25 protein-coding genes are annotated in these 26501 nt (G+C 56.6%); 3 read left to right on the top strand and 22 right to left on the bottom strand.

Annotation, left to right across the window (positions count from 1 at the left end):
• Positions 1-16 precede the first annotated feature (16 nt).
• The 9 genes from JC200_RS00225 to JC200_RS00185 all read right to left on the bottom strand — a co-directional run bounded on the left by JC200_RS00225 (position 17) and on the right by JC200_RS00185 (position 10166).
• Complete coding sequence (locus JC200_RS00225; protein ID WP_274434193.1) at positions 17-2899, bottom strand: helicase C-terminal domain-containing protein; 2883 nt, start codon at positions 2897-2899, stop codon at positions 17-19.
• Between the two features lie 42 nt (positions 2900-2941).
• Entirely contained in the window at positions 2942-4543 is a 1602-nt protein-coding gene (locus JC200_RS00220) for a tetratricopeptide repeat protein (RefSeq protein ID WP_274434192.1), read from the bottom strand.
• Positions 4544-4638: 95 nt separating this feature from the next.
• The gene (locus JC200_RS00215; RefSeq protein ID WP_274434191.1) at positions 4639-5658 is read right to left on the bottom strand and encodes a biotin--[acetyl-CoA-carboxylase] ligase; all 1020 of its coding nucleotides are present in this window, start codon (positions 5656-5658) and stop codon (positions 4639-4641) included.
• Positions 5659-5663: 5 nt separating this feature from the next.
• Positions 5664-7031, bottom strand: coding sequence for a CCA tRNA nucleotidyltransferase (locus tag JC200_RS00210; protein WP_274434190.1), 1368 nt, complete (start codon positions 7029-7031; stop codon positions 5664-5666).
• Positions 7028-8158 (bottom strand): N-acetyl-alpha-D-glucosaminyl L-malate synthase BshA, encoded by a 1131-nt coding sequence (bshA, locus tag JC200_RS00205; protein WP_274434189.1) that lies wholly within the window; start codon positions 8156-8158, stop codon positions 7028-7030. Before bshA ends, JC200_RS00210 begins: the two co-directional genes overlap by 4 nt.
• Positions 8155-8571, bottom strand: a complete 417-nt coding sequence (gene mgsA, locus JC200_RS00200; protein WP_274434188.1) for a methylglyoxal synthase — start codon at positions 8569-8571, stop codon at positions 8155-8157. The genes bshA and mgsA overlap by 4 nt, the downstream gene beginning before the upstream one ends.
• 27 nt (positions 8572-8598) lie before the next feature.
• Positions 8599-9459, bottom strand: a complete 861-nt coding sequence (dapB, locus tag JC200_RS00195) for a 4-hydroxy-tetrahydrodipicolinate reductase (protein WP_274434187.1) — start codon at positions 9457-9459, stop codon at positions 8599-8601.
• A gap of 19 nt (positions 9460-9478) precedes the next feature.
• Positions 9479-9760, bottom strand: a complete 282-nt coding sequence (locus JC200_RS00190) for a tetratricopeptide repeat protein (RefSeq protein WP_274434186.1) — start codon at positions 9758-9760, stop codon at positions 9479-9481.
• Positions 9761-9830: 70 nt separating this feature from the next.
• Complete coding sequence (locus tag JC200_RS00185; protein WP_274434185.1) at positions 9831-10166, bottom strand: nucleotide pyrophosphohydrolase; 336 nt, start codon at positions 10164-10166, stop codon at positions 9831-9833.
• Positions 10167-10300: 134 nt separating this feature from the next.
• On the opposite strand from JC200_RS00185, the gene ylbJ reads away from it, so the two are divergent.
• Positions 10301-11569, top strand: a complete 1269-nt coding sequence (gene ylbJ, locus JC200_RS00180; RefSeq protein ID WP_274434184.1) for a sporulation integral membrane protein YlbJ — start codon at positions 10301-10303, stop codon at positions 11567-11569.
• On the opposite strand, the gene JC200_RS00175 is transcribed toward ylbJ, so the two are convergent.
• Both JC200_RS00175 and JC200_RS00170 read right to left on the bottom strand, forming a co-directional pair.
• Positions 11544-11846, bottom strand: a complete 303-nt coding sequence (locus JC200_RS00175; protein ID WP_274434183.1) for a hypothetical protein — start codon at positions 11844-11846, stop codon at positions 11544-11546. The genes ylbJ and JC200_RS00175 overlap by 26 nt on opposite strands.
• Before the next feature lie 46 nt (positions 11847-11892).
• Entirely contained in the window at positions 11893-12699 is an 807-nt protein-coding gene (locus tag JC200_RS00170; protein WP_274434182.1) for an undecaprenyl-diphosphate phosphatase, read from the bottom strand.
• Between the two features lie 105 nt (positions 12700-12804).
• Between JC200_RS00170 and JC200_RS00165 the strand changes: the two genes are divergently transcribed.
• Complete coding sequence (locus JC200_RS00165) at positions 12805-13863, top strand: YkvI family membrane protein (protein WP_274434181.1); 1059 nt, start codon at positions 12805-12807, stop codon at positions 13861-13863.
• Between the two features lie 67 nt (positions 13864-13930).
• On the top strand, positions 13931-14797 hold the full coding sequence (locus tag JC200_RS00160; protein ID WP_274434179.1) for a YitT family protein: 867 nt from the start codon (positions 13931-13933) through the stop codon (positions 14795-14797).
• Between the two features lie 33 nt (positions 14798-14830).
• On the opposite strand, the gene JC200_RS00155 is transcribed toward JC200_RS00160, so the two are convergent.
• The 11 genes from JC200_RS00155 to trpD all read right to left on the bottom strand — a co-directional run bounded on the left by JC200_RS00155 (position 14831) and on the right by trpD (position 26359).
• Positions 14831-15439, bottom strand: coding sequence for a hypothetical protein (locus JC200_RS00155; protein ID WP_274434178.1), 609 nt, complete (start codon positions 15437-15439; stop codon positions 14831-14833).
• Positions 15440-15578: 139 nt separating this feature from the next.
• Complete coding sequence (locus tag JC200_RS00150) at positions 15579-16154, bottom strand: YpiB family protein (RefSeq protein ID WP_274434177.1); 576 nt, start codon at positions 16152-16154, stop codon at positions 15579-15581.
• A gap of 196 nt (positions 16155-16350) precedes the next feature.
• Positions 16351-17745, bottom strand: a complete 1395-nt coding sequence (locus JC200_RS00145) for a helicase-associated domain-containing protein (RefSeq protein ID WP_274434176.1) — start codon at positions 17743-17745, stop codon at positions 16351-16353.
• On the bottom strand, positions 17714-19405 hold the full coding sequence (locus tag JC200_RS00140) for a DNA repair helicase XPB (protein WP_274434175.1): 1692 nt from the start codon (positions 19403-19405) through the stop codon (positions 17714-17716). Before JC200_RS00140 ends, JC200_RS00145 begins: the two co-directional genes overlap by 32 nt.
• 299 nt (positions 19406-19704) lie before the next feature.
• Positions 19705-20628, bottom strand: a complete 924-nt coding sequence (locus JC200_RS00135; protein WP_274434174.1) for a prephenate dehydrogenase — start codon at positions 20626-20628, stop codon at positions 19705-19707.
• Positions 20629-20639: 11 nt separating this feature from the next.
• The gene (gene aroF, locus JC200_RS00130; RefSeq protein WP_274434173.1) at positions 20640-21674 is read right to left on the bottom strand and encodes a 3-deoxy-7-phosphoheptulonate synthase; all 1035 of its coding nucleotides are present in this window, start codon (positions 21672-21674) and stop codon (positions 20640-20642) included.
• 121 nt (positions 21675-21795) lie between these two features.
• Positions 21796-22605 (bottom strand): tryptophan synthase subunit alpha, encoded by an 810-nt coding sequence (trpA, locus tag JC200_RS00125; protein WP_274434172.1) that lies wholly within the window; start codon positions 22603-22605, stop codon positions 21796-21798.
• Positions 22602-23816, bottom strand: a complete 1215-nt coding sequence (gene trpB, locus JC200_RS00120; RefSeq protein ID WP_274434171.1) for a tryptophan synthase subunit beta — start codon at positions 23814-23816, stop codon at positions 22602-22604. Before trpB ends, trpA begins: the two co-directional genes overlap by 4 nt.
• A complete protein-coding gene (locus JC200_RS00115) occupies positions 23806-24480 on the bottom strand; it encodes a phosphoribosylanthranilate isomerase (protein ID WP_274434170.1) in 675 nt (224 codons plus the stop codon). Before JC200_RS00115 ends, trpB begins: the two co-directional genes overlap by 11 nt.
• The gene (trpC, locus tag JC200_RS00110) at positions 24477-25307 is read right to left on the bottom strand and encodes an indole-3-glycerol phosphate synthase TrpC (protein ID WP_274434169.1); all 831 of its coding nucleotides are present in this window, start codon (positions 25305-25307) and stop codon (positions 24477-24479) included. Before trpC ends, JC200_RS00115 begins: the two co-directional genes overlap by 4 nt.
• The gene (gene trpD / locus JC200_RS00105; RefSeq protein ID WP_274434168.1) at positions 25304-26359 is read right to left on the bottom strand and encodes an anthranilate phosphoribosyltransferase; all 1056 of its coding nucleotides are present in this window, start codon (positions 26357-26359) and stop codon (positions 25304-25306) included. The genes trpC and trpD overlap by 4 nt, the downstream gene beginning before the upstream one ends.
• Between the last annotated feature and the right edge of the window lie 142 nt (positions 26360-26501).

Below are 26501 nucleotides of genomic sequence, written 5' to 3'. Positions count from 1 at the left end.
CGTGTTCAGGGTGCTGTCAGTTAGTGTGGGCCGATGTAGAGGCGTTATGCAGGTTGTCGGTTGGCGCAAGAAACACAGCGACGCGGTCAATCACGTCTTGCTCCGGGGCCACGAACGGGCGCACTCCAGTGAGTGAGCGCACGAATGCTCGGCCGTAACGGGCTGTGATAATGCGCTTGTCGTAGACCACGACGACACCTCGGTCTGCAGTGGTCCGGATGAGGCGGCCAAAGCCCTGGCGAAAGCGAACCACAGCCTCTGGCAAGCTTGCGTGCCAAAAGGAACTCTTTCCTTGCTGTTCGAGGCGCTCGTGCCGAGCGGCCGTGACCGGGTGTGTCGGCGGTGCGAACGGGAGTCGCACAATGACCAGCGTTGTCAACTGATCTCCTGGTAGGTCAATGCCTTCCCAAAAGGACTGCGCCCCAAGCAACACTCCTGCTGTCCCTTGGCGAAACGACTCCAACAGATGTGCGCGGTTACCGTCAACTCCTTGTGCAAACACACGCAAGCCGATGGACTGCAGCGGATCGCGGAGCGCACGCGCTACCGCCCGGAGCATCACGTGACTGGTGAACAGAGCAAGCAGCTTACCTTGGGAAGCGCGCGCCAGTTGGAAGATGGAGTCAGCCACCCAGATGGCGGCTTGTTCCGGTTGCATGCCTGCGAGTTCCGGAATGTCCGTTGGCACGCACAACAGCGCCTGGCGCGAGTAGTCAAATGGAGAGGGTACCGAGACCTCTTCGACATCGTGCGCGCAGTTGTCGTCAAGCCCCAGTCGCTCGCGGATGTAGTCAAATTTTCCGTCCACAGACAACGTTGCAGAAGTTAGGATCACCGTGTCTTTGGTTTCAAACAAGGTGCTGCGCAAGATGCCAGCGACATCGATTGGCGCGACATGCAGGCTGATGAACGGACGGTCTGCGTAGCCGCTCTTCTCAACCCAGACCACCCACTCTGGTCCGGCTGACCCAGCTTGACACAAGGTGCCTAGTCGCCCAGTGAGCTCACGGACAAATCCAGCAGCGTCGAGCATTCGCCCGCCGAGGTCAGAATCCGATTGCTGTTCTGCCAGTGCTTCGAGTTCATCGGCGTGATGAAGCAGTTTTGCAGATAAGTCTTGCAGACGGTCGCTTTGACCGAGGTACGCCTTCCATGCAAGCGAAAGTGTCAGTTCACTCGTGATGCGCAACTCCGACTGGCCGGGCCCAATCAATTGTCCAAGCGCAGAAAAAGCTTCGTCCACCGCTGCTCGCACGTCCAGAGCGGCTTCACGAAGTGACTCCAGGACGGTTTCGGACCGCCCGTTTTTGTCTGTTGCTTCCGCGAGGCGGTTCGACAACTCGGCGATGACGCCGTGCTTGCCACCGTCGCGAAGAATCCGGCCCAGTGAGACCGCAATTTGCGGCGCGGACACTTCTGAACCCAGGTGCTTGGTGGCGGCTTCCTCAAGGTGATGCGCTTCGTCGAACACCACCTTTTCGTAGCGTGGCAACACGCGGTGCTCTGCTTTTAAATCAGACAGCACTAGCGCGTGATTGGTGACCACAATGTCGGCTTCATAGGCTGCGCCCCGGGCTCGGAAGTAATAGCAATCTTGGAAGAACGGACAGCGCTTGTGGATGCACGTTTCGGTTTCGCTTTGGACACGGTGCCAGACCTCCGACAGCCGGTTCGTGAAGGCCAACTCCTCGCGGTTTCCGGCGGGGGTGTCCACGACCCACCGCATTAACGTCATGTATGCCTCAAGTTCTCCTTGTGGTGTGCCAAAGTCAGCGCCAGCGTTCTCTTGAGCGAGTTTACGCATGCACAAGTAGTGCGTTCTTCCTTTGAAAACAGCCAAGGACAGCGGGACCCCCATGACACTGCGCAGCGTCGGAAAGTCCCGCCGCTCGATTTGGTCTTGAAGCGCAATGGTGTGAGTAGCGACCATCACACGGCTGTCAGTTTTGGCTGCATACAGGGCTGCAGGGATTAGGTACGCCAAAGATTTTCCTGTGCCAGTTCCGGCTTCCGCGATTAGATGTGTGTCATGCTCGAGCGCGCTTGTGACGGCATCGACCATCTGTTGCTGACCGATGCGAACTTCGAACGAAGGCAGTGCCTGGCCAAGTGGACTGTTGGCAGTAAACCAACTCCCGGCCTCGGCCTCGGCTTCGCTGTCACCCTCTGTCCTCGCATGACCATCTGGTTTGGTTTGCACATCTGCGGACCTCTCCTGGCTACCTCCGGTACGTGCAGAGTAGACGAGGTCGAGCACTTGCGAAGTACCTTGAGGACGCACTGTTCCGTACTTGCGCATGCGCGCTTCTGCCAGGTCGCCGAACCACGTGGCAGTCAGGGGTGAAAACATACCTGCAAGGCGCTCCAATTGTTGCAGTGTCAGGAGCGGCAGTTCTAGGGCCAAGTTGTGCAGAGAACAGAGAAGAGCCTGCGTGGTCAGCGCATCCGACAGGCCGCGATGCGCCGTCTCGAGCGGGAGACTGAGCAGATTCGCAAGGTCTTCAAGGCGATGTGAACGCTCTGTCGGCAGAAGAACGCGAGCAAGCACCAACGTGTCGAGAGAGTCGCTTGAGGTCGGCAGGGGTTGTCCAATTTGTTCGCAGGCAGATTTGAGAAAGTTGAAGTCGAAGCGAGCATTGTGGGCAACTAGGCGGCCACCAGAAATAAACGCAAGAAACTCTGGCAGTACTTCTGACAGACTTCTCGCAGTCGCAAGGTCTTTCTGCGCGATCTGAGTGAGTTGCAGAATTTCGTCAGGGACGTTGCACAGTGGCCGAATCAAACTGTGATATGTAGCCGTAACGACGCCGTGCTCCGAGCGTACGGCGCCAATTTCGATGATCTCGTCTTGTCCGGGGCGCAGCCCCGTCGTCTCCAGGTCATATACGACGAAGTCCACTGAGCGTCCTCCCCGGTCTTACCTCAGGATACCCTCATTGTATCAGAGTCCGGAGACCGGGGACGAGGCCCCAACACTTTCCTCAGCGCGCGAAAACAACTTATCTGCCTCACTGTGTCGTCCGAGACGGTCCACAGTGCGACCGAGTGCAATGAGAATCGCAGGGTTGGCTGTGCCAAGAACGAGCGCTGCCTGAAGGTACTTCTCCGCTTCTCGCAGGCGACCTGCATCAGCGAAACTAAGCCCGGCGTAGTACAAGGCAAGTCGTTTCACGGACCGACGGGGGTCACGCAGAGCGCGCAAGTAACGGCGATGCGCTTTGGCGTGGAGTCCGTTTGCAGCGCTCACGCGGCCCAGGATAATCCAGACCATCCCTTTGTCCGCAGACTTTGGGAGTGAGCGCAGAATGACAGACTCGGCGCGGTCGTAGTCTTGTCTCAGCAAGTAAACGACGCCGAGTTGCAGAAGGCTTCGCGCGTCGTCGGGCGCTGCTGACAAGCGTTTTTTTAACAAGGCGAGCGCCTGGTCCGGGTCTTCTCGACGAACCAAGGTCCAGGCGGCAAGTCGCCACGGCGTCGATAGGTGCGGATAGGCGTCGAACAGTTGGCGGCACAGCGCGAGGCCGCGAGTGTCCTCTTGCAAGTGAAAGTAGATGCGGCAAAGAGCTTCAAGGACACGTGGATGGCGCCCGACTCGAGCAATGGCTTGTTCGCACAATTGTCGCGCCGCCTCTGCGTTCTCATCGCGCAACTGTACTTCGGCGAGCAGGCAAATCGCATCCACATCATGCGGGTCGAGAGCGACCGCTTGGGCGAGGACATAGGAAGCTTCTGAAAAAGCCCCCTGTGTTGCGAGACAGACGCCAAGGTTGTACCACACATCCTGATACTCCGGCATACGCACAGCACTGTCCTGCAGACAGGCAATCGCTCCCGGAACGTCACCAACGCGAAATCTCAGGTGCGCTTCTACTTCGTTGGCAGCGCAGAGAATCCGGTCGTCATCCGTAGACTCTCTTGCAATGGTCAGCTGTACCAGGGCCTCTTCCGAGACCTTTTCTGCGGACAGTGAAGCTGCAAGGTAAATGCGAGCGACCGGATTCGGCGCTGCTTGAACGACTTGACGCAGGGCCAAGGCGGCTTCATCGAACAGCAGTAAGTCGAAGTATCCCATGCCTTTGCGAAACGACGCCGTAATCGGCTCGGACGACAAAAATACCCAGTCGAGTTCGGGCACAGGGCCAGATTCGATGCCCTGGAGATAGTGCTCGCCAACGTGTGCGCTTGGTATTGGAATGGCGTTGCCAGGGCGAGGAGCGCTATCCGTTCCACTTGCTTCGATTGTGACATCAAGGGGTAACTGTGCGCCAGACCCCAGACTTTCAGAGTCCAGCCAGACATGCAGTTCGCTGACATCGTAATCAGGAGATACCGATTCACTCACGGCGAGGAGGTCGTAACTGTCCATCAGTTCGACAATCTGCTCGTCAAGCGCCAGCCAGTGGTCCACGTATGCGTTGCCCAGGTGTCGAAGTTCATGTAACTCTTCAGCCAGCAGCTCGCGCAACTCTGCGTCCGCTGTCTCCAATTGGACTCGCACCCGGTCCACCGCACGAAACAGAGTCGCGAACGCCTGATCGAACACGTCTATCCCTCCTCAATTGTGAGACAACCATCATTTTCTAGGATGTTCCACAACTGAGCCAATATACAGCGGCCGAGGGTCTCTTTACTTTCACCTTAAAATAGCACGTCACCGCTGTGGATCACGATGGTTTCTCCGCCATCGACCAGAAGATGCAGCGCTCCCGAGTCATCCATGCGAACAGCTGTTCCTGTGTGCGTTCGGTTCGCCGTTCGTACAGCAATGTGTCGCCCAAGTGTTATCGACGCGCTGCGCCACTCTTCTGCAACTGCCAGAAAGCCACTCCCCCCGCGGCACAGGTCAAGATACATAGGTTCTAACTCGCGCAAGATGGCGCTTGCGAGGGTAAGGTTCGGTACGGAGCGCCCTGCAACCGCCTGAAGCGAGGTCGCAATTGCAGCCAACTCATCCGGAAATGCATCCGCTTCAATGGCACTGTTGATCCCGATGCCGAGCACGGCGTGCTGGACAGATTCCCCGTCAGCTCTGATTTCCGCCAAAATGCCGCAGACTTTTCGGCCAGCTATCAATAGGTCGTTTGGCCACTTGATGTCTGCAGTAAGGCCCCACGCGTCTTTCACCGCGCGACGGACGGCGACGCTGGCGAGGAGAGTGAGTTCTGCCGCGCGCGCCAGGGGAAGCGCATGTTGCAACACAAGTGACATCCACAGCCCACCGCGCGGTGAAGACCAAGCGTGACCGCGCCGACCGCGTCCTCCCGTCTGTTCCCAAGCTGTGACAAGGGTCCCGTCAGCGGCACCGCTCGCTGCCAGTTCCATGGCCACTGCGTTCGTGGACGCCGTTTCCGGCAAAAACACGACGTGTCGTCCGAGCACACATGACTGGGGAAGGCGCGGCTTTAACAGCGGACCAACCAGCAGATCTGGTACTGTGGTCATGCGGTAACCTTTTTTGGGACTAGAGTCAAAGACAAACCCCCACTGTTCCATAACGTGGATGTGTTTCCATACAGCGGTCCGCGACACGCCTGCTGCAGCGCTTAAGTCTTCTCCCGACACAAATTCATTCCGGCGCTCAAGGAGGCGAGTCATAATCCGGTCTCGTACACTTTCCCCGTCCGCTATCTCCTGGCTAGAGGGGATGGGCTTGTTCATGTGATTCACTCCCTTTGCGCTCCGAAGTTTGTCTTCACGAGACGCCGCGCTGTTGTGAGCAGCATCTGCCTGGCATTCGGCAAGTGTTCGCAGAGCACGCTGGTTGCCAAGGTCGATAACAGTGCGCCAACCTGCGGCCCAGTGGCGCCAAGGTCGACTAGGTCCTGCCCGTCAACGGCGAGGTCTTGTAAAGACCACAGCGGCTGAGACTTAATGAGGCCTTGCACTAGGGCAGTTCGCGGCGTCTCTATCACGTGGTTTCCGTCAACCACCGAATCCAGCACGTCCAGGCAGAAACATCCGGCTAGCATGGCCCTTCTATCTCGCGAAAACAGCGTTGTTCGCCACAAGGCAGGCTCCCACTTCCGTGGGTCCGCCATTGCAGTCTCGAGAGACTGACGCAGGAGTTGGGTGGTTTTGTGCCCCCACGCGGCTTGGCGCCCAAGTTGCTGCAACTGGTCAACTCCCACGCCGCTGCGAGCAAGGAACAGCGTCAGTGCCAGAACGAAGTCCGGAGTAGCTGACGGGTGACCGTGCTTGCCCCCCCGGCAGGGCTCGTCGACCGCCTGCCAAGCGGTTTGGAACAAGCGCCGCGCTTGCGCCCACAAGTTCTCCGTCCAGCCATCGGCAAGCAAGCGTGAAAATCCAACGCGGAGTGACGTCCATGGCGGGGGGAAGTTCAATAAGTACGGGCCTTCCGCCAGTTGGCGCAGGACTACCGGCCAGTTTCCTGCAGCTAAGCTGCGAAACTCTTGACCAATGCGTTCTGTGGAAATCCGCATTAGGCCTTGGCTGGTTTGGGCCATGGCTCGCTCGGTGTCGGAGTCGAGTGTAAACGCAAGTTCTGCGCAGAACCTGAGTCCCCGCAGAATCCGCAGGGCATCTTCCCGGAAGCGGTCAATTGGCTGTCCGACCGCGCGAATGCAACGTTGGCTCAGGTCGTCCACGCCATGATATGGGTCCACGAGTTGTCCGGTCGGCGTCACAGCCATCGCGTTGACCGTGAAGTCTCGCCGTGACAGATCCGTCAACAGAGACGTGGTGAACTCAACAACGTCGGGATGCCGCCCATCCGAGTACCCATCATCCCGTCTGTATGTGGTGACTTCAACCGGAGAGGCAAATTCCACGACCGTCACGGTGCCGTGTCGAACACCTGTGGGGACCGTCCCGTGAAACAACTGCGCCACTTCCTCCGGTCGCGCGGATGTGGCAATGTCGTAGTCGTGCGTTTGACGCCCAAGCAGGTAATCCCGGACACTGCCGCCGACAACGTGCGCAGAAAACCCTTCGGTAGTCAGCCTCGAGAGCACCTGTCCGACGTAGTCAGGCCAGAATATTTCTGTCTCGCCGGTGCCCGCGAGGCCGTTCACGTTCGCTCTGTGCCGATCACAGATTCGTAAATTCGCTCGTATTCTGCGACTTTGCTCGAGACGTGAAAGTGAGACACGGCACGGGCCCGGCTCGCAGCAGACATCCGCGCTCTGGCTCCTTCGTCACGCAAAATCGACAGAGTGTACTCAGCCATTCGCTCGACATCGCCGACATCGGCTAAATATCCAGTCTCACCGTGGGTCACGAGTTCCGGAATTCCTCCCGCAGTGGAGCCTATGACAGGCACTCCAGAGGCCATGGCTTCAAGAGCCACTAAACCAAAGCTCTCCTTCTCAGACGGGAGTAACAACACGTCAGCCAGGCTGAACAAACTAGCGACCTCGTCTTGACGGCCGAGGAAGTGCACCTTGTCCATTATGTTGAGAGATTTCGCCAGTTCACGCGCTTCTGCCCATTCAGGCCCCTCACCGGCGAGCAGCAGAACTGACGGTATTTGCTCACACACACGCGCAAATACTCGCAACACATCAGGGATACGTTTGACCTTGCGAAAATTCGAGATGTGCAACAGGACGTGTTCTCCGTTTGGCGCTACATGCTCGCGCAAGTGCTTGCGGTGCATGGGATGGAAGACGTCGGGATCGACAAAGTTGTAGACACAGGCAATCTCTCGATCGATTTGAAACACGGACCGCGTTTGTTCGATGAGACTCTGGCTGACGGCCGTCACCGCGTCGCTCTGCTCGATACCTAAGCGAATCACGCTGTACATTGCCCGGTCCTGCGCCAACACAGTTACATCAGTCCCGTGCAGAGTCGTGACTACCGGTAGTCGGCGTGGGCCGATCATGGTTTTCGCGAGATACGCGCAGACAGCGAACGGCAAGGCATAGTGTACGTGCAGCACATCCAGCTCGTAGTCAATCGCGATGTCTGCCATCAGCGCGGCCAGAGCGAAGTCGTATGGAGGCGTGCGCAGAACGGGATACGAGGCGGTTTCACTCTGATGAATGTAGATGTTCTCGTAATATTCGCCAAGTCGAAAGGGAACGTCTGTCACAATGAAGTGCACTTCATGTCCACGCTTTGCCAGCGCCTTGCCGAGTTCAGTCGCGACAGCGCCTGACCCACCGAGCGTTGGATAACAACTGATGCCGATTTTCACAGGGTTGGGTCGCCCTCCTGTCGAACTGCGGCACGCCAATCGAGGTCTCCTCGCTCCAGCGAACGCAGCAGTGCTTCCGCGGTCGCAAGGTTCGTGGCCACTGGTATGTTATGTACATCGCACAGGCGCAGCAGTGCAGAGATGTCTGGCTCATGTGGTTGCGCTGTAAGCGGATCACGCAGAAAGATTACGAGGTCCATCTGCTCTTCCGCGATTTTAGCGCCAATCTGTTGGTCTCCTCCGTACGGTCCAGAGAGGACGCGGTTGACGACGAGACCGGTTGCATCAGTGATGCGCTGTCCGGTCGTGCCCGTCGCGTACAGAGTTTCCTTCGCGAAAATGTGACGGTACGCCAACGCAAAGTTCACCATCGTGTCTTTCTGGTTATCGTGCGCAATTAAAGCGATGTTCATTTCTCCCCATCTCCCTTGGCACAGCATCTACCAGAGCAAGTGTTCTAGTCCGTACACAAACTGTGACAACTCCATCACTTTTGCCAAAGAGAACAGAACCCCTGGCATAAAACTGACGCGCGACAAAGAGTCGTGTCGAATCGTCAGAACCTCGCCCGTGCCCCCGAACAAAACTTCCTGATGAGCGACAAGCCCGGGCAGGCGGATGCTGTGGATAGCTACACCTTGCACGTGTTGACCGCGGGCGGACGGGAGTTCGGCCGTCGCCGCTTGGCCGCGGTCAGGACCGTCGAGAGACGGCCATAGTGTTGCAGCCTGGTCACCTACAGCTGACACCTCTCGAGCGTCTCCCATGGCTCGGGCCGTCCGAATTGCTGTGCCTGAGGGCGCGTCTCTCTTTCCATCGTGGTGAAGTTCAATGATTTCCGCATTCGGATAGAAACGCGCAGCTTCCGCCGCGAAACGGGTCATCAGTAGTGCGCCGATGGCGAAATTTGGAGCAGCAATGCCGCCAAGCTTGTCCCGCTCACAAACAGCTTGCCAGCGTCTCAAATCGGCTGGTTGGTAACCGGTTGCGCCAACAACAGGGCGCACTCCGGCTTCTAGTGCGAGGTCGACGTGCGTGACGACAGAGCGAGCGTCGGTCAAGTCTAGCCACACATCGGGCCTCGTTTCTGCGAGCAGGCGCTCCGCGCTGTCGAAGACGGCAGCGGAATAACCAGTGGTCGCGAAACCGCGACCACGAACGAGCAACGCGGCGATTGCGAATCGACTGTCTGCGGAAATGGCCTGGACAGCCTCTTGTCCCATTTTACCGTTCGCGCCAGCCACGACAACTTGGATAGGAACCACTCCAGTGAGCGGGTGTTGGTTATGTGAGTCTATCAAGGCGGGTTACTCCTTCAGTTCAATTGGAATCCACTGTGTCGCTGCTTCGGGCGCAACTCTCGACGAGTCGAATGTGCTCTTGGTAGAGCGCGTCATCGGGGACTAGTCGGACAGCTTCACGTGCCCAACGAAGCGCGGTTTCCCAGTTCTGGTTGCGCATGGCCGTTACCGAACCGAAGAAGTAATAGGACGGATTGTCCGGTTCTGCCGCCACGGCACGACTGAACGCTTCCATTGCTTCTTTAAAATCACCCAAATACAGATAGCCGTAAGCTGCGCGCAAGTAGTTCTCTCCGGACATTGTCCTCCCCCTCCTTCCGGTCAGTGTATGTTTGACGGAAAGGAGGGACACCGCGCTGGCCTATCCACGCTTAGATTTCGTCGTGGATTCGAGTCCAGCGGTCCTTGTCTCGCGTTTCAAACTTGTTCATGACGTCGGCAAACGCCTGGTCGAGGTCAATGTCGAGCCGATTAGCCAGACATGCAACAACAAATAGGAGGTCGCCTAGTTCAAGGGCGATGTTGCCTTCTGGTTCATCAGACTTCTTCGGCTTTTCACCAAAGTGGTGATTGACCTCGCGAGCAAGTTCGCCGAGTTCTTCGGTTAAGCGGACCACAAGTGTCATGGGCGTGAAATACCCTTCACGAAACTGACTAATGTAGGCGTCCACTCGGTCCTGTACAGCGCGCAGACTCAGTTCGCACACCCCCTGCAACCCCTGATGCATCGCCCATAGTCTAACATAAAGGCTCGGCCCAAACATAAGATGTACTGACGTGGACAACAGCGGACATGTTCCACGGTAGACGGAAATTCAGTGCTGAAGGAGATGAAAGGTCTTTGAACGCAGAACGCAAAAGCCGCCTGTCAACGGTCCTGCTTGGTCTGATGGTTGTGCTGTTTACCTTCGCCCTCGTACTTTACCCTAAGCAGGGCTTTGAAGCCGGCTTGTCAGGGATGAGGTTGTTTTGGAACACCGTTTTTCCGTCCCTCTTGCCCTTCTTTATTCTCGCTGAGTTCATGCTCGGACTCGGTGTTGTAAAAGGGTTCGGCGTTCTGCTGGAGCCCCTGATGCGTCCCCTGTTTGGGGTGCCGGGAGTCGGCGCGTTTGCTCTGTCTATGGGACTCGCAGCCGGATACCCGATGGACGCTGTGATTACGGCGCGCTTTCGCTCCCAAAAACTCTGTAGTCGTATCGAAGGGGAGCGACTGCTGGCCTTCACGAACACGGCTGACCCGTTGTTTATGATTGGTGCTGTCGCTGTCGGAATGTTCAAGTCGCCCGAGATTGGCGGACTGTTGGCGATTGCCCACTATATATCCTCTTTCCTGGTTGGGGTCAGCTTCAAGCTGTGGGGGCGCAAGGCCGAGCGAGAAGAGGTTCATGAGGCGCAGACTGTTCCCACGTCGGTGCCAAGAGGCAACATCTTTGCGCGCGCTTTTAATGAAATGATCGCAGCACGCCAAGCAGATGGTCGCGCTTTTGGCCAAATCATGCGGGACGCAGTCGTAGAATCGATGCAGACGCTCATTATGATTTGCGGTTTTATCGTGTTTTTCGCGGTGCTTATCGACGTGTTGCGGATATCAGGAATGATGGCTCTAATCGGCGCTCCCATCGCTTTCATCTACCACATTTTCGGTATCAACGGCGGTCTGGTGCCGCCAACCATTGCAGGTGCACTCGAAATTGACGTCGGCGCCGCGCAAACCGCAGCTGTCGTGGCAGCGCCAATGGTGCAGAAGCTGGCGTTGGTTAGCGCCATCATTGCTTGGAGTGGGCTGTCTGTGCACGCACAGGTTGCCAGCGTCCTCACTCAGACAGATATTCGGATGCGTCCGTATTTCCTGGCAAGGGTCTTGCACGCTGGACTCGCTGCAGTTGTCACGGTCGTGCTGTATGGGCTCGGAATGGGCCACGCAGGAAAGGTGTTTGCCAACTTGACGCCGATGTCAAGCCTTGCCACGGCCGCGACCGGTCAGAGTGCATGGTGGCATGTTCTCCTGACGAGTTTGGATACATGGGTTGTGTTCTTCGCCGTCCTCGCTGTGCTCTCGTTGCTCTGGTGGACCGTCAGGAAGGTCAGGTTGATAGCCTGGCGCGTGTAGAGTCAAGCCCGCGTTTGTCAGATGGGATGGCCCCCACCACCGCCCCACTCCCACTACTTCCCGGCAACAGGTTGAACTGAGTCTGCGCCGCCTTGGCGTGGAGCGGGTCGACCTGTTGCAATTGCATTAACGCTGATCCGAAGGTGCCGCTTGCAGAACAAGTCGCAGAGTTGGCGTGGATGCGTGGGGAAGTAGATTCGATACATCGGATGGAGTGACTCAACGTCGCGCAGATTGAAGTGACGGACACAGACCAACGAAACCCCAGCAATGACAAACGCCGCCTCCTAGGTACGGGGGCGGCTTTGTAGTGGTACCGGCATTTAACCAAGCAGCGATGGGAACCAGTGGTGAAACCAGACCTGGTCAGCCAGGATGAATGCCGCGATGACCCAGACGTAGACAGCGAAGACCCGCATCTTTGCCCGCCGGACGAGCCACAGCGTAGCTCGGACGGAAACGTACCCAGCGACGACTGCGGCAGCCGTGCCGAGCAGCATCGTGGACCACGGCAAGGCAAAGTGTGCCGGTGACTCTATCGCGTCGTCGAACTCGACGACTGTCGCACCTAAGATCGCCGGGATCGACAACAAAAAGGAGAATCTCGCAGCCGTATCTCTGCTCAGTCCGCGCCAAAGCCCTCCTGCGATGGTCAGTCCAGACCGCGACAGTGCAGGAAGAATCGCGGCACCTTGAAACACGCCAATCCACAACGCGTCGGTGGCTCTAATGTCATCCATGGTGCTCAGACCCCCGTCTGGCGCACTGTCCATCCACCACAAGATGACCCCAGTTAAGATGAATTCAAAGCCGATGGTTACCCCGCTCTGGAACAAGTGTTCAAACAAATCTTCAAACAGTCCACCGACGAACGCAGTCGGTATACACGCTAGAAAGATCATTCGCGCAGGCCACGAAAACGGGTGTCGCAACAGCCACTTCACTTCTGCGGAGAAAGCCCAAACCACAGCAATCAATGTCCCGATGTGCAAGAGTGTGAAAAACAGCAAGTTATCGCCTTGCAGGTGCCAGAGTTTTTGCAGCAGAACCAGGTGTCCGGAACTGCTGATCGGCAAGAACTCCGTGATTCCTTGAACGGCGCCAAACACGACCGCTTGCAACCAACTCATACCTCTCCCCCCTTCCCCCTCATGTATATGGACAGGTTCACATGACATGTCCAATTGATCATGATTATGCGGACAAGACCATATGCTGAAGTGGAGGGATGTGACGTGACGAGACGAACTGCTTGGACTGCGTTCCAGGTCGGGTGCACATACATCGGCACCGTTGTTGGCGCCGGATTCGCCTCGGGCCAGGAAGTGTATCAATTTTTTGGACGGTTTGGCGACTGGGGATATGTTGGGATCCCAATCGCAATCCTGATCTTTAGTTGGATTGGCTACCGCATCATGCGCCTTGGTCGCAGTCTGAACGCACGTTCCTACCACGAAGTCAATTCATACTTGTTCGGGCCCGCGGTAGGCAGGGTGATGGACCTTGTGCTGATGCTCATGTTGCTGGGTGTCACGGTTGCGATGATTGCAGGGGCGGGTGAGTTGTTTCGGGAACGCCTCGGCGTATCGTTCTGGTTGGGCGCTGGGCTAACACTTGTCGTGACCTACATGACGCTGTTTCGAGGTATGAACGGCGTACTGCGTGCAAACTCCGTGATCGTGCCAATTATGGTCTCATTCGTCATGTTTGCGTTCATTCGTTCACTTGCCCTGCAGGGTACCCATGCTCCGTTTGCTGCCAGCCGCTTCTTGAACCACGGCCACCCGGTCTTGGCGGGTATTTCGGCGCTCATTTACTCCGCCCTGAACGTGAGTCTGGCCGCTGGTGTTCTGATCCCGCTTGGTGCGGATATCTCAGACTCGCGGGCTTTGCGGTTAGGTGCCCTCGGCGGCGCGGTTGGGCTGGGTGCGATGTTGCTCGCGGTGACGATTACACTGTTCGCTCATTATCCTCAGGCGCTTGCGTATCAAGTACCGATGGGGTATATCGCAAGCCGGCTCGGGACGCTCTGGCAGTGGATGTTTGTGTTTGTTTTATGGGGTGAAATATTCTCGACACTAGTGGGGAACGTCTATGCAGTTGGCGCGCAATTTGCGGGTGGGTCGCCAAAAAAGATGCCGACAGTCACGGCGGTCATTCTACTCGTTGCGCTCGCTGTCAGTCAAATTGGGTTCGCGAACATCGTCCACTATGGTTACACCGTCTTCGGTTGGGCCAGTTTGACCATGCTCGCCGCCCTTCTCTGGCCTCGAGCCGCGCTTCCGGACGCCTGAAGTGGTTTCCAGTCCCGGCTTCATGCGATAATAAGGCACAATGATGTCGCAGAGGTGGAGCGTGCGGATGTGGAAGTCAGTCGTACAATGGGGCTCAATTTTAGCAGGAGCGTTGATTTACTCAATTGGGCTAAATGCGTTCCTCGTCGCCAACCATCTCGCTGAAGGTGGCCTTGTCGGCGTCTCTGTAGTGCTTTTGTACAAGTTTGGCTGGCCGCTGTGGCTGACCTTTCTTCTCCTCAACCTGCCCTTGCTCATTCCAGGATGGCGGGTATTCGGGCACGAGTTCATTATTAAAACGGCGGTCGGTGTAGGCGCTGTATCGCTTTTTACAGGAGTCACTTCACACTTTCAAGTTCCCACTAATGACCCTCTGCTCGCAGCGCTGTATGCGGGCGTAGTGACGGGGATTGGTTTAGGCGTCATTTTTCGCACCGGGGCAACGACCGGCGGGGTCGATATCGTCGCGCGTTTGATTCGGCACTATCGAGGGATCGACATGGGCAAGACCTTGTTCGCGATTGACGTTGTCGTATTAGGACTAGTTGCGGTTGTGGTCGGGCATCAGACTGCGATGGTCTCGCTGGTTGCACTGTTTGTCTCCAGTCGGGTCATTGACTTTGTGATTGAAGGCGTGCGCTCCGGCCGAGCGGTGACCATTATCTCGGACCATTCAGCCACGATTGCAGACGCCATTCACACCCACCTCGAACGGGGCACAACACTACTCGAAGCCAAAGGCGGGTACACGGGGACAACAAGGCAAGTTGTGTACTGCGTGGTGCCAAGGGAGGAAGTTATACGCTTGGAGCGAATCGTGGCTGATACAGACCCGTATGCGTTTGTCGTGATCAACAACGTACATGAGGTGCTTGGAGAAGGATTTACATTCGACTCCCCCCCCGAGCCACCTGCACGTGCAAGTCGGTCGTAAAGTGGACACGTTGCGGATTGTCGGGACCGCGGGTTAACCAGCTGAATTGGGCGAGAAGTCGTGGGTTAAGCTGTTCCACAGAGTGTGAATTTCGGTGTCGTTCCAATCCACCAGGCGTTGCAGCAGCGTCTGTCCTTGACGCGTCATTTCGGTGGCCACGTGTTGCTCCAACCCGAGCGACCGGTGTTCACGAGAGCCCGGATAGGTGTGGTGCGCGTGCGCCAAGAACATCCAAGCGTCAGCTAGACGCGTCTCGTCGACGCGGCTGTGTAACCACTGCCACCAGTCCAGAACCACCCAAGGCGTCTTGTAGTCGGACACCATTTCAAGGCGTTCAGAGCGGAACATGCGGTCGCTTAACAGTACCCCGCCGTGTACGGGAAAATCGAACCGGTCTTCGAAACGCGCTAGAAGGGTTGGCGAAAATTCGGATGCTTCCAGAATTGCACCAGCCTCAACGGACGCAACTCGGCCGGAGAACCGTTGTTCAACCTGTTCAGTGATGTCTTCGGCAATCCACTGTGCACAAGCTTGTGGGATGGCTGCGTCAAGGGAATGGGTTGAATACGTTGTGACGTACACGGTGTCCACATACTTTGATACAGCGCGGAACTGGCGTGGTGTGAGGTGGGAATAACGCATGCAAGCTGACCCCCTTTGTCTGTCTGGTACATGTTCACGGTATCACATCAGCAATAGTTTGTGACATCTGCGCCAAACGAACACAACAAAGAAAAAGCCGCAGTCCGTCTCGACTGCGGCTTCTCGCGGTCCTGTTCAATTAACTGGCTGTGCTGACTGGCGATTCTGCGACTTCATCAAACTCTATGAGTTGGCGACTTGCGTGATAAAATGCTTCTCGGTCACCAGCGTCGAGGGCGGCGTTGACCAACTCCATCAACTTCAATCTCTGATAGGTGCGAAGGGACTGTTCGATGATCCAATCTGCTTGCAGGGCGACCATCTCCTTCATCGCTGGTTCAAGTTCACTCGACCCGAGTTCCTCAATGACCGACGCATATGGGTTGCAGTTCGCTCTGTCCTTGAAAAACAGCCCTACGTATACCTCTTCATCCGGGTGCTGGTATAGGTCCAAAAACGCCTGCTCGACGTCCGTAGAAACCGGTTTGTTCCGTCGGTAGTACCGAAACGGTGCAACGCTCACACAACTAGTGGAGACGACAATGACGCGTGACAGTTGTCGAAAGTTCTCAACAAAGTGGACTCTGCGCAACACATTCTCACGGGTCATCATGTACCGAATCAACATCTCGGCTTCGCGGCTCTGGAGCTGATAGTTGGCCAAAAACCAGCGCAGAAAGTGCTTCTTCTCGGCTACTGTCACTGTGCTGCCCACGGCTGTCTCCCCCCTACTCGGTTGGACTTTGGGCTGTCTAACGAAAGTTTATGTCTCGCACTGCAGCCTCTTGTCTCTTGGTGTCTGAAGGATGTTTGACACCAATAATAAGAATTCTTTGTTTATTCTATTCGTGAGCCAAGTTGAATTTTCCTGCCGACTGTAACTCCGGGCGGCCCGTTTTTTTAACTTTTTACTACCCGATTTCGGGAGCGTCAACCCGACTTGGCTGTTCGGAGAGGAACTGACGCTCCCATTCTGCCAAGGTTCTTTCCACGTTTCCTGGAATCGGTGTTTGCGAATGGTTTTGTAGGAACTCCAGCCAGTTCATCACCGACCTTCCTGCAGCAAGCCCCTGTTGCACTCTGTCCTCCGTGATACGATACAGGCGAATGGCGCCCGACTGGCGCAACTCCGTGAACACGGCGAGCTCAGCCGTCACAAGTGGTTGGTCAGCCGTGGCGACGATTTCGAAGTTGGGCTGTACGACCAGGACTCGACTGCGTTCAACTTCGTCGTCCTCTACAGCCGGAATGGCTTCCGGTGTTAGCAATTGTTGACCAAGTTTTGTGATTTGAAACCATTCGCGCGCAGATTCATCTGTTCCCATGCGAATTACACCCAAGTGTACCAACATCTTCAGAATGCGCACTTGCCAAACTTGTTCGGCGCTGTCGTAGTAGTACTCGTTGACGAGGTTCGACAGGGCAGTGTGCATCGATTCGGCATGAATCCACTTGCGTCCGACCTTCGCGATCAACTGGACGATTTGAGGCAGTCGTGGAATCGGACGTCGATAGGTGGATAGATAGAAACGCACCAAAGACCGATGCCGTTCGAGCATACCCTGCCCCTGCCACTGCTCGGCACTGTCACTCATCTGAAGAACTCCCTCCGGAAGTTCTTCAATGTAGTGCTGTTGATAAGCATAATCGTACAGTAGGGCAAGCCGGTCTGGATAGTCGTGAAAACGTCGGCCGTAACCAAACCTCCAGCCGCCCCGCAACGGCTCTTCTGGAATTTCCAGCAACTCCAGCACCTGCTGGAGGTTGCGCTTATACAGACTGCCATCCTGGGTCAAGCGGACACTGTGGTGTGCTACGTACTCCAGAAAGACATCGAGGTCGCGAGCGAGGGCATTGCCTTCTTCTCGATATGTGAGAGGACCATCGTCACTGTGCTGCAGGTGAGTGGAAAACTCGTCAATGATTGTCTCCTGCAATGCCTGGTGGAGTTCGTCGGGAATACAGTACATCAACCTGCCAGCGTAGCGGGTCGTTGGGTACAGCCAACCCTGACCGACCGCAATGTCAACCGTTCCTTCCGGGCTCCCTACCGCATGACAGGCAGCGTTTAGGTCATCAAGCGAGAACAAGGTCCGGTTGTCCAGGCACAGGCGCAGCATTAACTGCTCTCGTTCGTTGCGCCACTGTGGCAAGTACTCGTCGAGAAAGGCGCGGTTGCGGAATGAGAACAAGATTTCCTGAATGAGCGCCAGTTTCGAATGCTTGGAACACGTGAACCCATATCCTTCGGCAATTCTCCGCAGAGTTAAGATGTCAGCAGTGTTCAGGCACTCCGACAGTTTCACAGCAGTCCATCCTTTCTGGTTTCAGCGCAGGGAGTAGGACTTCCTCCGCATCTTTTCGCTCGTACGTGTAGCCTTGCTCAACGAGGTACAACTGACGTCGTGTGGCCATTCGTTCTTCAACTGTGCCGGAACTGACAAGCGTGTAAAAGACGCCTTGTTCGCTTTCAGGGCGAAGCAAGCGTCCAAGGCGTTGTGCTTCTTCTTGACGTGACCCAAAAAGGCCTGATATCTGGATCGCGACACTAGCACAGGGAAGGTCGATTGCGAGGTTTGCCACTCTCGACAGTGCCACGCACCGCAACTCGCGTCTGCGAAACAACTCAAATACGCGAGAGCGCTCTTCCTGTGGTGTCTGTCCAGTAACCAACGGGCATTGCAAGCGTTTTGCGACGCTTTGTAGTGAAGTAAGGTAGTGCCCTATGATGAGCGTGCTTTCCCCCACGTGTTGATGAACGAGGTGCTCCACCACTTCTTCCTTAACTGGGTTCACTGCAGCCAATCTGTGCTGGTCTCGCGCCGACGCCACCGCGTACTCTGTGCATTGGTCCCCTTCGAGCGGAACTTGGACCTGTACGCAACGAACAGCGGCCAGGTACCCAGCGTGTTCAAGCTGACGCCAAGGAACCTCAAAGCATTTCGGACCAATAAGACTGAACACATCGCCTTCTGCGCCGTCCTCTCTGACCAACGTCGCCGTCAGTCCGAGTCGACGTGCGCTTTGCAGGTCAGCGGCCAGCCGGAATAGAGGCGCAGGTAACATGTGGACTTCGTCATACACAACAATGCCCCATGGACACGCTGTGAGTGCCGCGAGGTGTGGCAATTCACCAGCTCGGTTGTGCGTTGTCAACCGTTGGTATGTCGTGATTGTGACCGGCGCCGGTGGTGCGTCCGGTTCATACATGCGCACGTCCGCGGCCGGCAGGTTTGTCCACTTCAGGATTTCCCGTCGCCACTGTTCTGCAGAAGCGTGACTAGGCGTTAAAACCAAGGCATACATCTGGAGCCGCGCCAGAATGCCGATGGCCACCATGGTCTTGCCTGCACCGCACGGCAACACTACGACTCCGCTCTGATCGGAGGTATGGGTCAAAAACTGTTCGATCGCTTGTTGTTGGTAAGGACGCAGGACAGTTTCCTGCCGAAGTTCAAACGTGATCGAAGGCGCGTCCCGATAGCCGACGCGGTCGAGCACAGGGAATCCACGGGCCACAAGCTCCCGCTTCAACCAGGCGCGATGCCGGTCAGAGAAGACTAGTGCGTCCTTGGTCCTGTCAATCATTACTGACTTGATTTCGGGATCGAGTGCCAAGTTGTCTAGTATCGACCGTGTTGCGCGAAGCACCATGCGGTGCCTGGCTCCACGCTGGAGAACGGTTTGTCCCCACTTCCCGGTTTCCTCGACAATTCGTTGTTGTAGGGAGAATGGCAAGGGATGTGCACTGTAGGTGCGCAGAAAGCCGAGGATGTCCCGTGCGCTGTAGCCGAGCGCTGCAGCCTGCCAGAGGGACACTGGCTGAATTCGATAGACGTGAAGTGGGTCGATGCGTTGCGTTAAGTCTGCGAAGGAGCTCAGAGTATGGCGAGCATCGTCGTACGCAGGGTGTTGGGACTCGACGAGGACGGCCCCGTCGGCTTGGACGTAGAGGAGTGCGATCACTGCGTAACCCCCCTCAACCACGATCGCTCTTTGCAAGTTAGTATGGGGGCTGGAAAGGAAATGTATACCTGTATCAGCGACTACGCTGGGAAGTTTCGAGAGTCGGAGAACCTGTGGTCAGGATGCGACCAAGGCAAAAAAAGGAGGAACCCTTCACAGGATTCCCCAATGGCTTTGCTAGGAGTGGAGAGAAATCAGAACATAACACCCTTCGAGTGATACGATATACCGAAATGGAAGCGCTGTCAATAGAGAAAACGCAAACAAATCCAATTGCGAAAATCTTCACAGACGGACTTTCACTGAGACTGCGTATCCTGTACTTCCTGCCAAGTGGTGCGCGCTTCGCGGGCAGCGTCAAGACGTTCTTTCAGTGCCTTCCGGTCACCGCGCACCAACAGCTCGCTGAAGTCCTGAAGCTTGTCCGCAATGTTGAGAACTTGACTTCGCACCGCTTCTGCGTTCGCGGTCAGCACGTCAACCCAAAATCCGCTTGGTGACGCCGCAAGGCGTGTGATGTCACGGAACGCAGGTCCTGTAATTCCCCGCCAGTTCGACGTTCCGGCTGCTTCGTCAAACGCGAGCATAGCAGCTAAAGATGTGAGATGGATGGCGTGACTCACTGCAGCCATGGCGCTATCGTGCTCGTGCGCCGTTGACAGAACTGAGACGGCAGCCCCAACCTCCGTGACGAGTTCAGTGATTCTCTCGTTTGCCGGCCAACCTTCTAGAAACAGCCACGGCTGACCAGCGAATATCTCTGGACTGGCGTGTAGCGGACCCGCTGCAGCCATGCCTGCCATTGGATGAGTGGGGACAAATTGCGTTTGTAAACCGGTGGCTGTCGCCTTGTCGCAGATGACGGTTTTTGCACTGCAGACGTCCATGACGATGTCGGCCATCTGCGCCGTGGCTTCGAGAAGTTCACATGCTGCACCAAGCGGTGCCGCGAGTATCGCGAGGTCAACGTGTGTCGCGGCCGGGACAGCTGACACACTTGCATAAGTGTGCAAAAACAGTTCCGATGGTAGTAAAGTGCGGTACTCTGGGTTCGGTTCGACCCCGATCAACGAAGCTGTCGGCCGTATCCTCGCGAGCGCCAGTGCCAGTGAAGCGCCAATCAGGCCACAACCAACTACGAGCACTGAGGCAGGCCAAGCGCTTGCGGAACACGGCTGAACCGTGTCCGAAGCGCCTGGTTGGTGGGATAAGTGATTCGTCATTTTGCTTCTCCTCAGTGACGACCGGCAAACGCGACTTCCTGCGTGTCGAGTGCTTGGGCGATGCGATTCACTTCTTTGACCATCGTTTCAAATGACTCGAGTGTCAGGGATTGGTCTCCATCCGAAAACGCCTCTTTGGGGTTCGGGTGGACTTCTACGATGAGTCCGTTTGCGCCGGCAGCGATGCCCGCTCGCGCCATAGCGGTTACGAACTGCCACTTGCCAACACCGTGGCTCGGGTCAACAATTACCGGCAGGTGTGACAAGTTCTGCACGACGGGGACAGCGTTCAGGTCCAAGGTATTGCGCGTGTATGTTTCAAATGTGCGGATACCGCGTTCGCACAAAATCACGTTAGGGTTTCCTTCCGACAGGACGTACTCGGCCGACATCAACCACTCTTCCATGGTGGCTGCCAGACCACGCTTTAAGAGTATCGGCTTTTGTGTCTTGCCGACCGCTCGCAGCAGCGGGTAGTTTTGCATATTCCGCGCTCCGATTTGCAGAACGTCCACATATTCACACATCATGCTGAGCGTATCGATTTCCATAATCTCTGAGACAATGGGCAGACCCGTGCGCTCACGGGCCGCAGCTAAGTACTGCAGTCCGGTTTCTCCAAGGCCTTGGAAGGAGTACGGGGACGACCGGGGCTTGAAGGCTCCGCCGCGCAACATGTGTGCGCCGGACCGTTTGACACCTTCAGCAACTTCGATAATCTGTTCGAGGGACTCTACGGAACAAGGCCCTGCGATAATCGTGGGTTCTCCGCTGCCGACCACGTGGTTGCCGACAGTGACCAAAGTGTCTTGCGGGTGAAACGCGCGGCTTGCCAACTTGAAAGGGTTTGACACAGGAACGACCTTCTCTACGGCCGGCATGGACTCGACGGGAAGCTCGCGAACCCGTTCCTTTTGTCCAATCACGCCGATGATGGTTTTCTCTTCCCCTTGCGAGATGTGCACCCCGAGACCTTTCGCTCTCAGCAAATCTGCAACTGCTTGAATCTCCTCTTGCGTTGCGCCTTCCTTCATTACCACGATCATAGCACTCCACTCCCTCTTCGGGTATTTGATTTATGTGAATGATGGGACGGAACTGAAAAATTGTCAACCGTTTATTTTCTGAGAAGTCAAAAGTGCGTCCTCTTCACCTACGCCTTGCTCATCACTGGACAGCTGCTTTGAGCGCACGCGCGAAGTCTGCAACCGCAATTTCAAGTGCGGCAACCTGTTCCGTACCGTCTGAGTCGTGCAACACTTGTTCAATGCGCCGGATGAAAGCACTCCCGACAATCACACCGTCCGCATACGAGGCCACCGCAGACGCAGGTTGCGGGCCACTGACGCCAAACCCGACCGCGACAGGGAGGTTACTGTTCGAGCGCGCCGTCTCCACTAGAGATTGCACGCGATCGGACATTTTTGCGCGTTCGCCTGTTACACCGAGCGATGAGACGCAGTAAATGAAGCCACGGGCTGCGGATGCAATCTCGGCGATCCGCGCCTCGCTTGACGTTGGTGCCACAAGCGGGATGAGGTCAATTCCCGCCTGGTCTGCCGCAGCACGAATCTCTGCACTCTCTTCATAGGGCAGGTCTGGCACGATCACGCCGTCTGCACCACTTTCTGCTGCGTCTGCAAAGAAGCGCGCGGCTGTGTACTGCAACAGTGGGTTGACGTAGGTGAACAGTACAAGTCCCTTGTCGGTTTGACTGCGCAGGTGTGCCGCGAGTTCAAACGCCTGCGGCAGAGCGAACCCTGCCGTCAAACTCCGCAAGGCAGACGCCTGAATGACCGGTCCATCAGCAAGCGGATCAGAGTACGGCATGCCAATCTCGACGATGTCTGCCCCACTCGCGAGTACAGTCTCAAAGAGGCGGACGGACAGATCGAATGTCGGATCGCCTGCGTTGAGAAACGGGATTAAGGCGGCCCGACCGCCCGACTGTGCGAAAGCTCGCCCGATGCGGCTCATGCTTCTACCCCTCCTGCCATCGCGGCGATTTGCTCGACGTCTTTGTCTCCTCGCCCGGACAGCGAGACAACGACCAAGCTGTCGCGGTCAAGCTGACCCTTCAGCTTCACAAGCTGTGCGAGTGCATGGGCACTCTCGAGAGCCGGGATGATACCTTCAAGCTTAGACAGTAGGTAGAAAGCTTCAAGCGCTTCTTCATCCGTCACAGGCACGTACTCCGCTCTGCCCGTGTCGTGCAGCCATGCGTGTTCAGGGCCTATTCCAGGGTAATCGAGACCTGCCGAGATGGAGTGTGCGGGTGTCACCTGTCCATGTTCGTCCTGCAGAAGAAATGTCAAAGAACCGTGTAAAACGCCGGGTCGTCCTCGTCCAATACTCGCCGCATGTCGTTCTGTGTCGACCCCTTCGCCCGCGGCCTCCACGCCAATCAGACGCACTGGTGTGTCTTGAATAAACGGGTAAAACATGCCCATAGCGTTACTGCCACCGCCGACGCAAGCGATCGCGACATCTGGCAACCGTCCAGCCGTTGCAAGCATTTGTTCCTTCGTCTCGTCGCCTATGATGCGTTGAAAGTCTCGGACAATGCGCGGGTAGGGGTGCGGGCCGACGACCGAACCGATGATGTAGTAGGTGTCCTCGACGTGCTCCACCCAATGCCGGATTGCCTCGTTGGTCGCGTCTTTCAGTGTGCGTGTACCCGACACTGCCGCAACTACTTCTGCGCCGAGCATGCGCATGCGGAAAACGTTTAGTGCTTGGCGGCGCATGTCTTCCTCGCCCATAAAGACAGTGCAGGAAAGCCCAAAGCGGGCTGCGACCGTTGCCGAAGCCACGCCGTGTTGACCTGCCCCTGTCTCAGCAATTACTCGCCGCTTTCCCGTGTGGACAGCGAGTAACGCTTGTCCAATCGTATTGTTGATTTTATGCGCACCTGTGTGGTTTAAGTCCTCCCGCTTCAGGTACACCTTCGGCCCGTCCGGGCCAAAGAGGTGGTGCGACAAGCGTTCCGCAAAGTACAGCGGCGTCGGGCGTCCTGCGTACTGTTTCAAGAAGTAGGCCAATTCCGTTTGAAAGTCCGCATCGTGCGATAGCCGGTCGTAGTCTGCCTCCAGTTGGTGTAGCGCAGACATCAATGTTTCCGGGACATAGCGTCCGCCGAAGCGGCCGAACCGACCCTGTGCGTCAGGGTACTGCTGTTTATCCGGCATAGTGGCTCACCGCCTCCATGAGTGCATAGATTCTCTGTGCTGACTTGCGTCCAGACACTTCGACGCCAGACGACACGTCGATGCCAGCTGGGGAGAAAGTGTCGAAAAGCAGTCCTACATTGTCTGGTGTGACACCTCCCGCGACCCAAATTGGGGGCCAAGGGGTGGTCAGTTCTCGCGTAAGCACCTCGAGATCACGCCAGTCAAAGGCCACTCCGTGGCCGCCTGTCACTTGACTGTCTGCGTCTTTGGGGGGGGGCGCATCAAGGAGCACAGCGTCGACAACACCTTGGTACGCCAGCACCTTATGCGCGAACTCCGGGATGTCATGGTTGTCGCGAGGAACCGAAAGTGCCTTCCAAACGACGAGACCTTTTTCTCGCAGCTTCTGACAAAGTTCTGACGATTCGCTCCCGTGCAGTTGCACTCCGTCGAGACCCGCTGTCGCCGAGACCGACAGCAGTTCGTCGAGAGACGCGTTAACAAACACGCCCATGACTGTGGTGTGAGTGCGTAATCGCTTAGACAGTGCCCTGGCCTCTGCGGGTGCCACATAGCGACGGCTGCGCGACGCAAATACCATACCGGTATGTGTGACAACCGGGTTAACCGCAAAGCTCAGGTCGTCGCCGGGCTGTAAACCGCAAATTTTTAACCCGGTCATATGTTCTGCTCCAGCTGTTCACGTACAGCCACAGCGGGTCTAGGTACTCGCAGGGATTCCAGGAGGCTAATCCGTTCGGCGGCGTCATGGCAACGCATCAAAGCTTCGCCAACAAGAATGCCGCTTGCTCCGCAGGCGGCCATCCGCCGGGCGTCCGCTCGAGCGCTAACTCCGCTCTCCGCAATGAACGGCAGACCGCTTGGCAGTTTTGCAGCAATCCGCTCGCTGGTGTCTAGTCGAACTTCAAACGTGCGCAAATCACGGTTGTTCACACCAAGCACGGTTGGCTCAGCGGCAAGAGCAGGCTCAAGCTCTTCCTCGCTGTGCACTTCAAGTAAAACGTCGAGACTCAACGACTGCGCGAACTTTGTCAGGTCGCGCAGACGCTGTGGCGACAGTGCGGCACAGATAAGAAGTACTGCGTCTGCGCCAGCTTGCCGCGCCTCGATGATCTGCAGTTCGTCGACGATAAAGTCTTTCCGCAACACAGGCAGAGTGACCGTGTCGCGGACCGTCTTCAGGTCTTCAATCGAGCCCTGGAAATATGCCTGATCCGTCAACACGGAGATTGCTGCTGCCCCGGCTTGTTCATAGGCTCGGGCGGTAGCTGCAGGTCGAAAGTCTGTTGCAATGAGGCCTTTTGAAGGGCTCGCTTGTTTTATCTCCGCGACGACCGTCAACCGATTTGCCTGCGTCAGATGTGTCGCAAAGCCACGTGTTGACGGCAATGAATCGAACTCATGGTCGGCCAGACGAAGACCCTGCTCACGGAGGTTAGCTACTTCAAGCTGTTTCGTTGCCAAAATACGTTCAAGAAATGTCGTCACTGAGCTACCTCCTGTTGCGAGGCAAAGCGGTGGGTTGCAGAGATGAACGCCTCTAGCGTTTGCTCTGCTGAGCCAGAATCAATGACCTTCGCGGCGAGTGCCACACCTTCATCGAGGGTTGCAACCGTCCCCCCCACGTAAAGTGCTGCACCGGCGTTGAGCACGACAATATCGCGCTTTGCTCCCTGTTGACCAGAGAGAATCGCACGAATGATGGCGGCGTTGGCGCTAGCGTCTGCACCCGTAACATATTCGACCGGTGCCTGTGCAAGGCCGAATTGTGTTGGGTGAATCGTATACTCGCGCACAGTCCCATCCTTTACTTCAGCGACAAGGGTTTCTCCCGCGAGCGAGATTTCATCGAGTCCGCCGGCCCCGTGGACAACCATGGCATGCTCGCTGCCGAGTTCAAGCAACGCTCGCGCCACTTTGCTGACTAGCGCTGGTTGGAACACACCGATTACCTGGCGCTTTGCATGCGCTGGGTTTGTCAGTGGACCGAGGATGTTAAAGATGGTCCGAAAACCGAGTTGTTTGCGTGGTTCTGCAGCGTGCTTCATCGCTGGGTGATAGTGCTGTGCGAACAAAAAACAGAGATTACTTTCCTCGAGGCAGTGGGCTGCGGCTACCACATCAAGGTCAATACGGGCGCCAAGCGCCACGAGCACATCCGCGCTGCCACTCTTGCTGGACACAGCTCGATTGCCGTGTTTCGCAACGGGCAAGCCCGCCGCGGCGGCAACAACTGCTGCCGCTGTAGATATGTTAAAGGTGTCGGCTCCGTCGCCGCCAGTACCACACGTGTCAATGACGCCCTGTGGAGCATCCATACAAAGTCCATGGCTGCGCATAGCGCGTGCAAACCCGACGATCTCATCCACTGTTTCTCCGCGCACTGCCATGGCTGCGAGTAAACCAGCTGTCTGCACAGCTGTTGTCTTCCCCTCCATCAGGCGGTCCATAAAACACTCTGCCCGACCAGCGGTCAGACTCTCCCCCCGCGCCACAGCCTTCAATACTTCTGAAACAAATCCGTCTGTCGTCACATCCATTTTGGCTCATCTCCTCTCAGCTCTTGCTGTGCCGATGTTCCCGTGTGCGGGCGAAACACAAAACACCGCAGGCTAGGAGTTGAACACCCAACCTGCGGATCGCGTTCCGTCGCATACAAAATAAGCTTCGAGGAACAACTCG

The sequence above is a fragment of the Alicyclobacillus sp. ALC3 genome (genome assembly GCF_028751195.1).
Taxonomy (GTDB): Bacteria; Bacillota; Bacilli; order Alicyclobacillales; family Alicyclobacillaceae; genus Alicyclobacillus_L.
The sequence above is the reverse complement of the archived record's forward strand: the minus strand, read 5'-3'. Positions and strand labels throughout refer to the sequence as shown.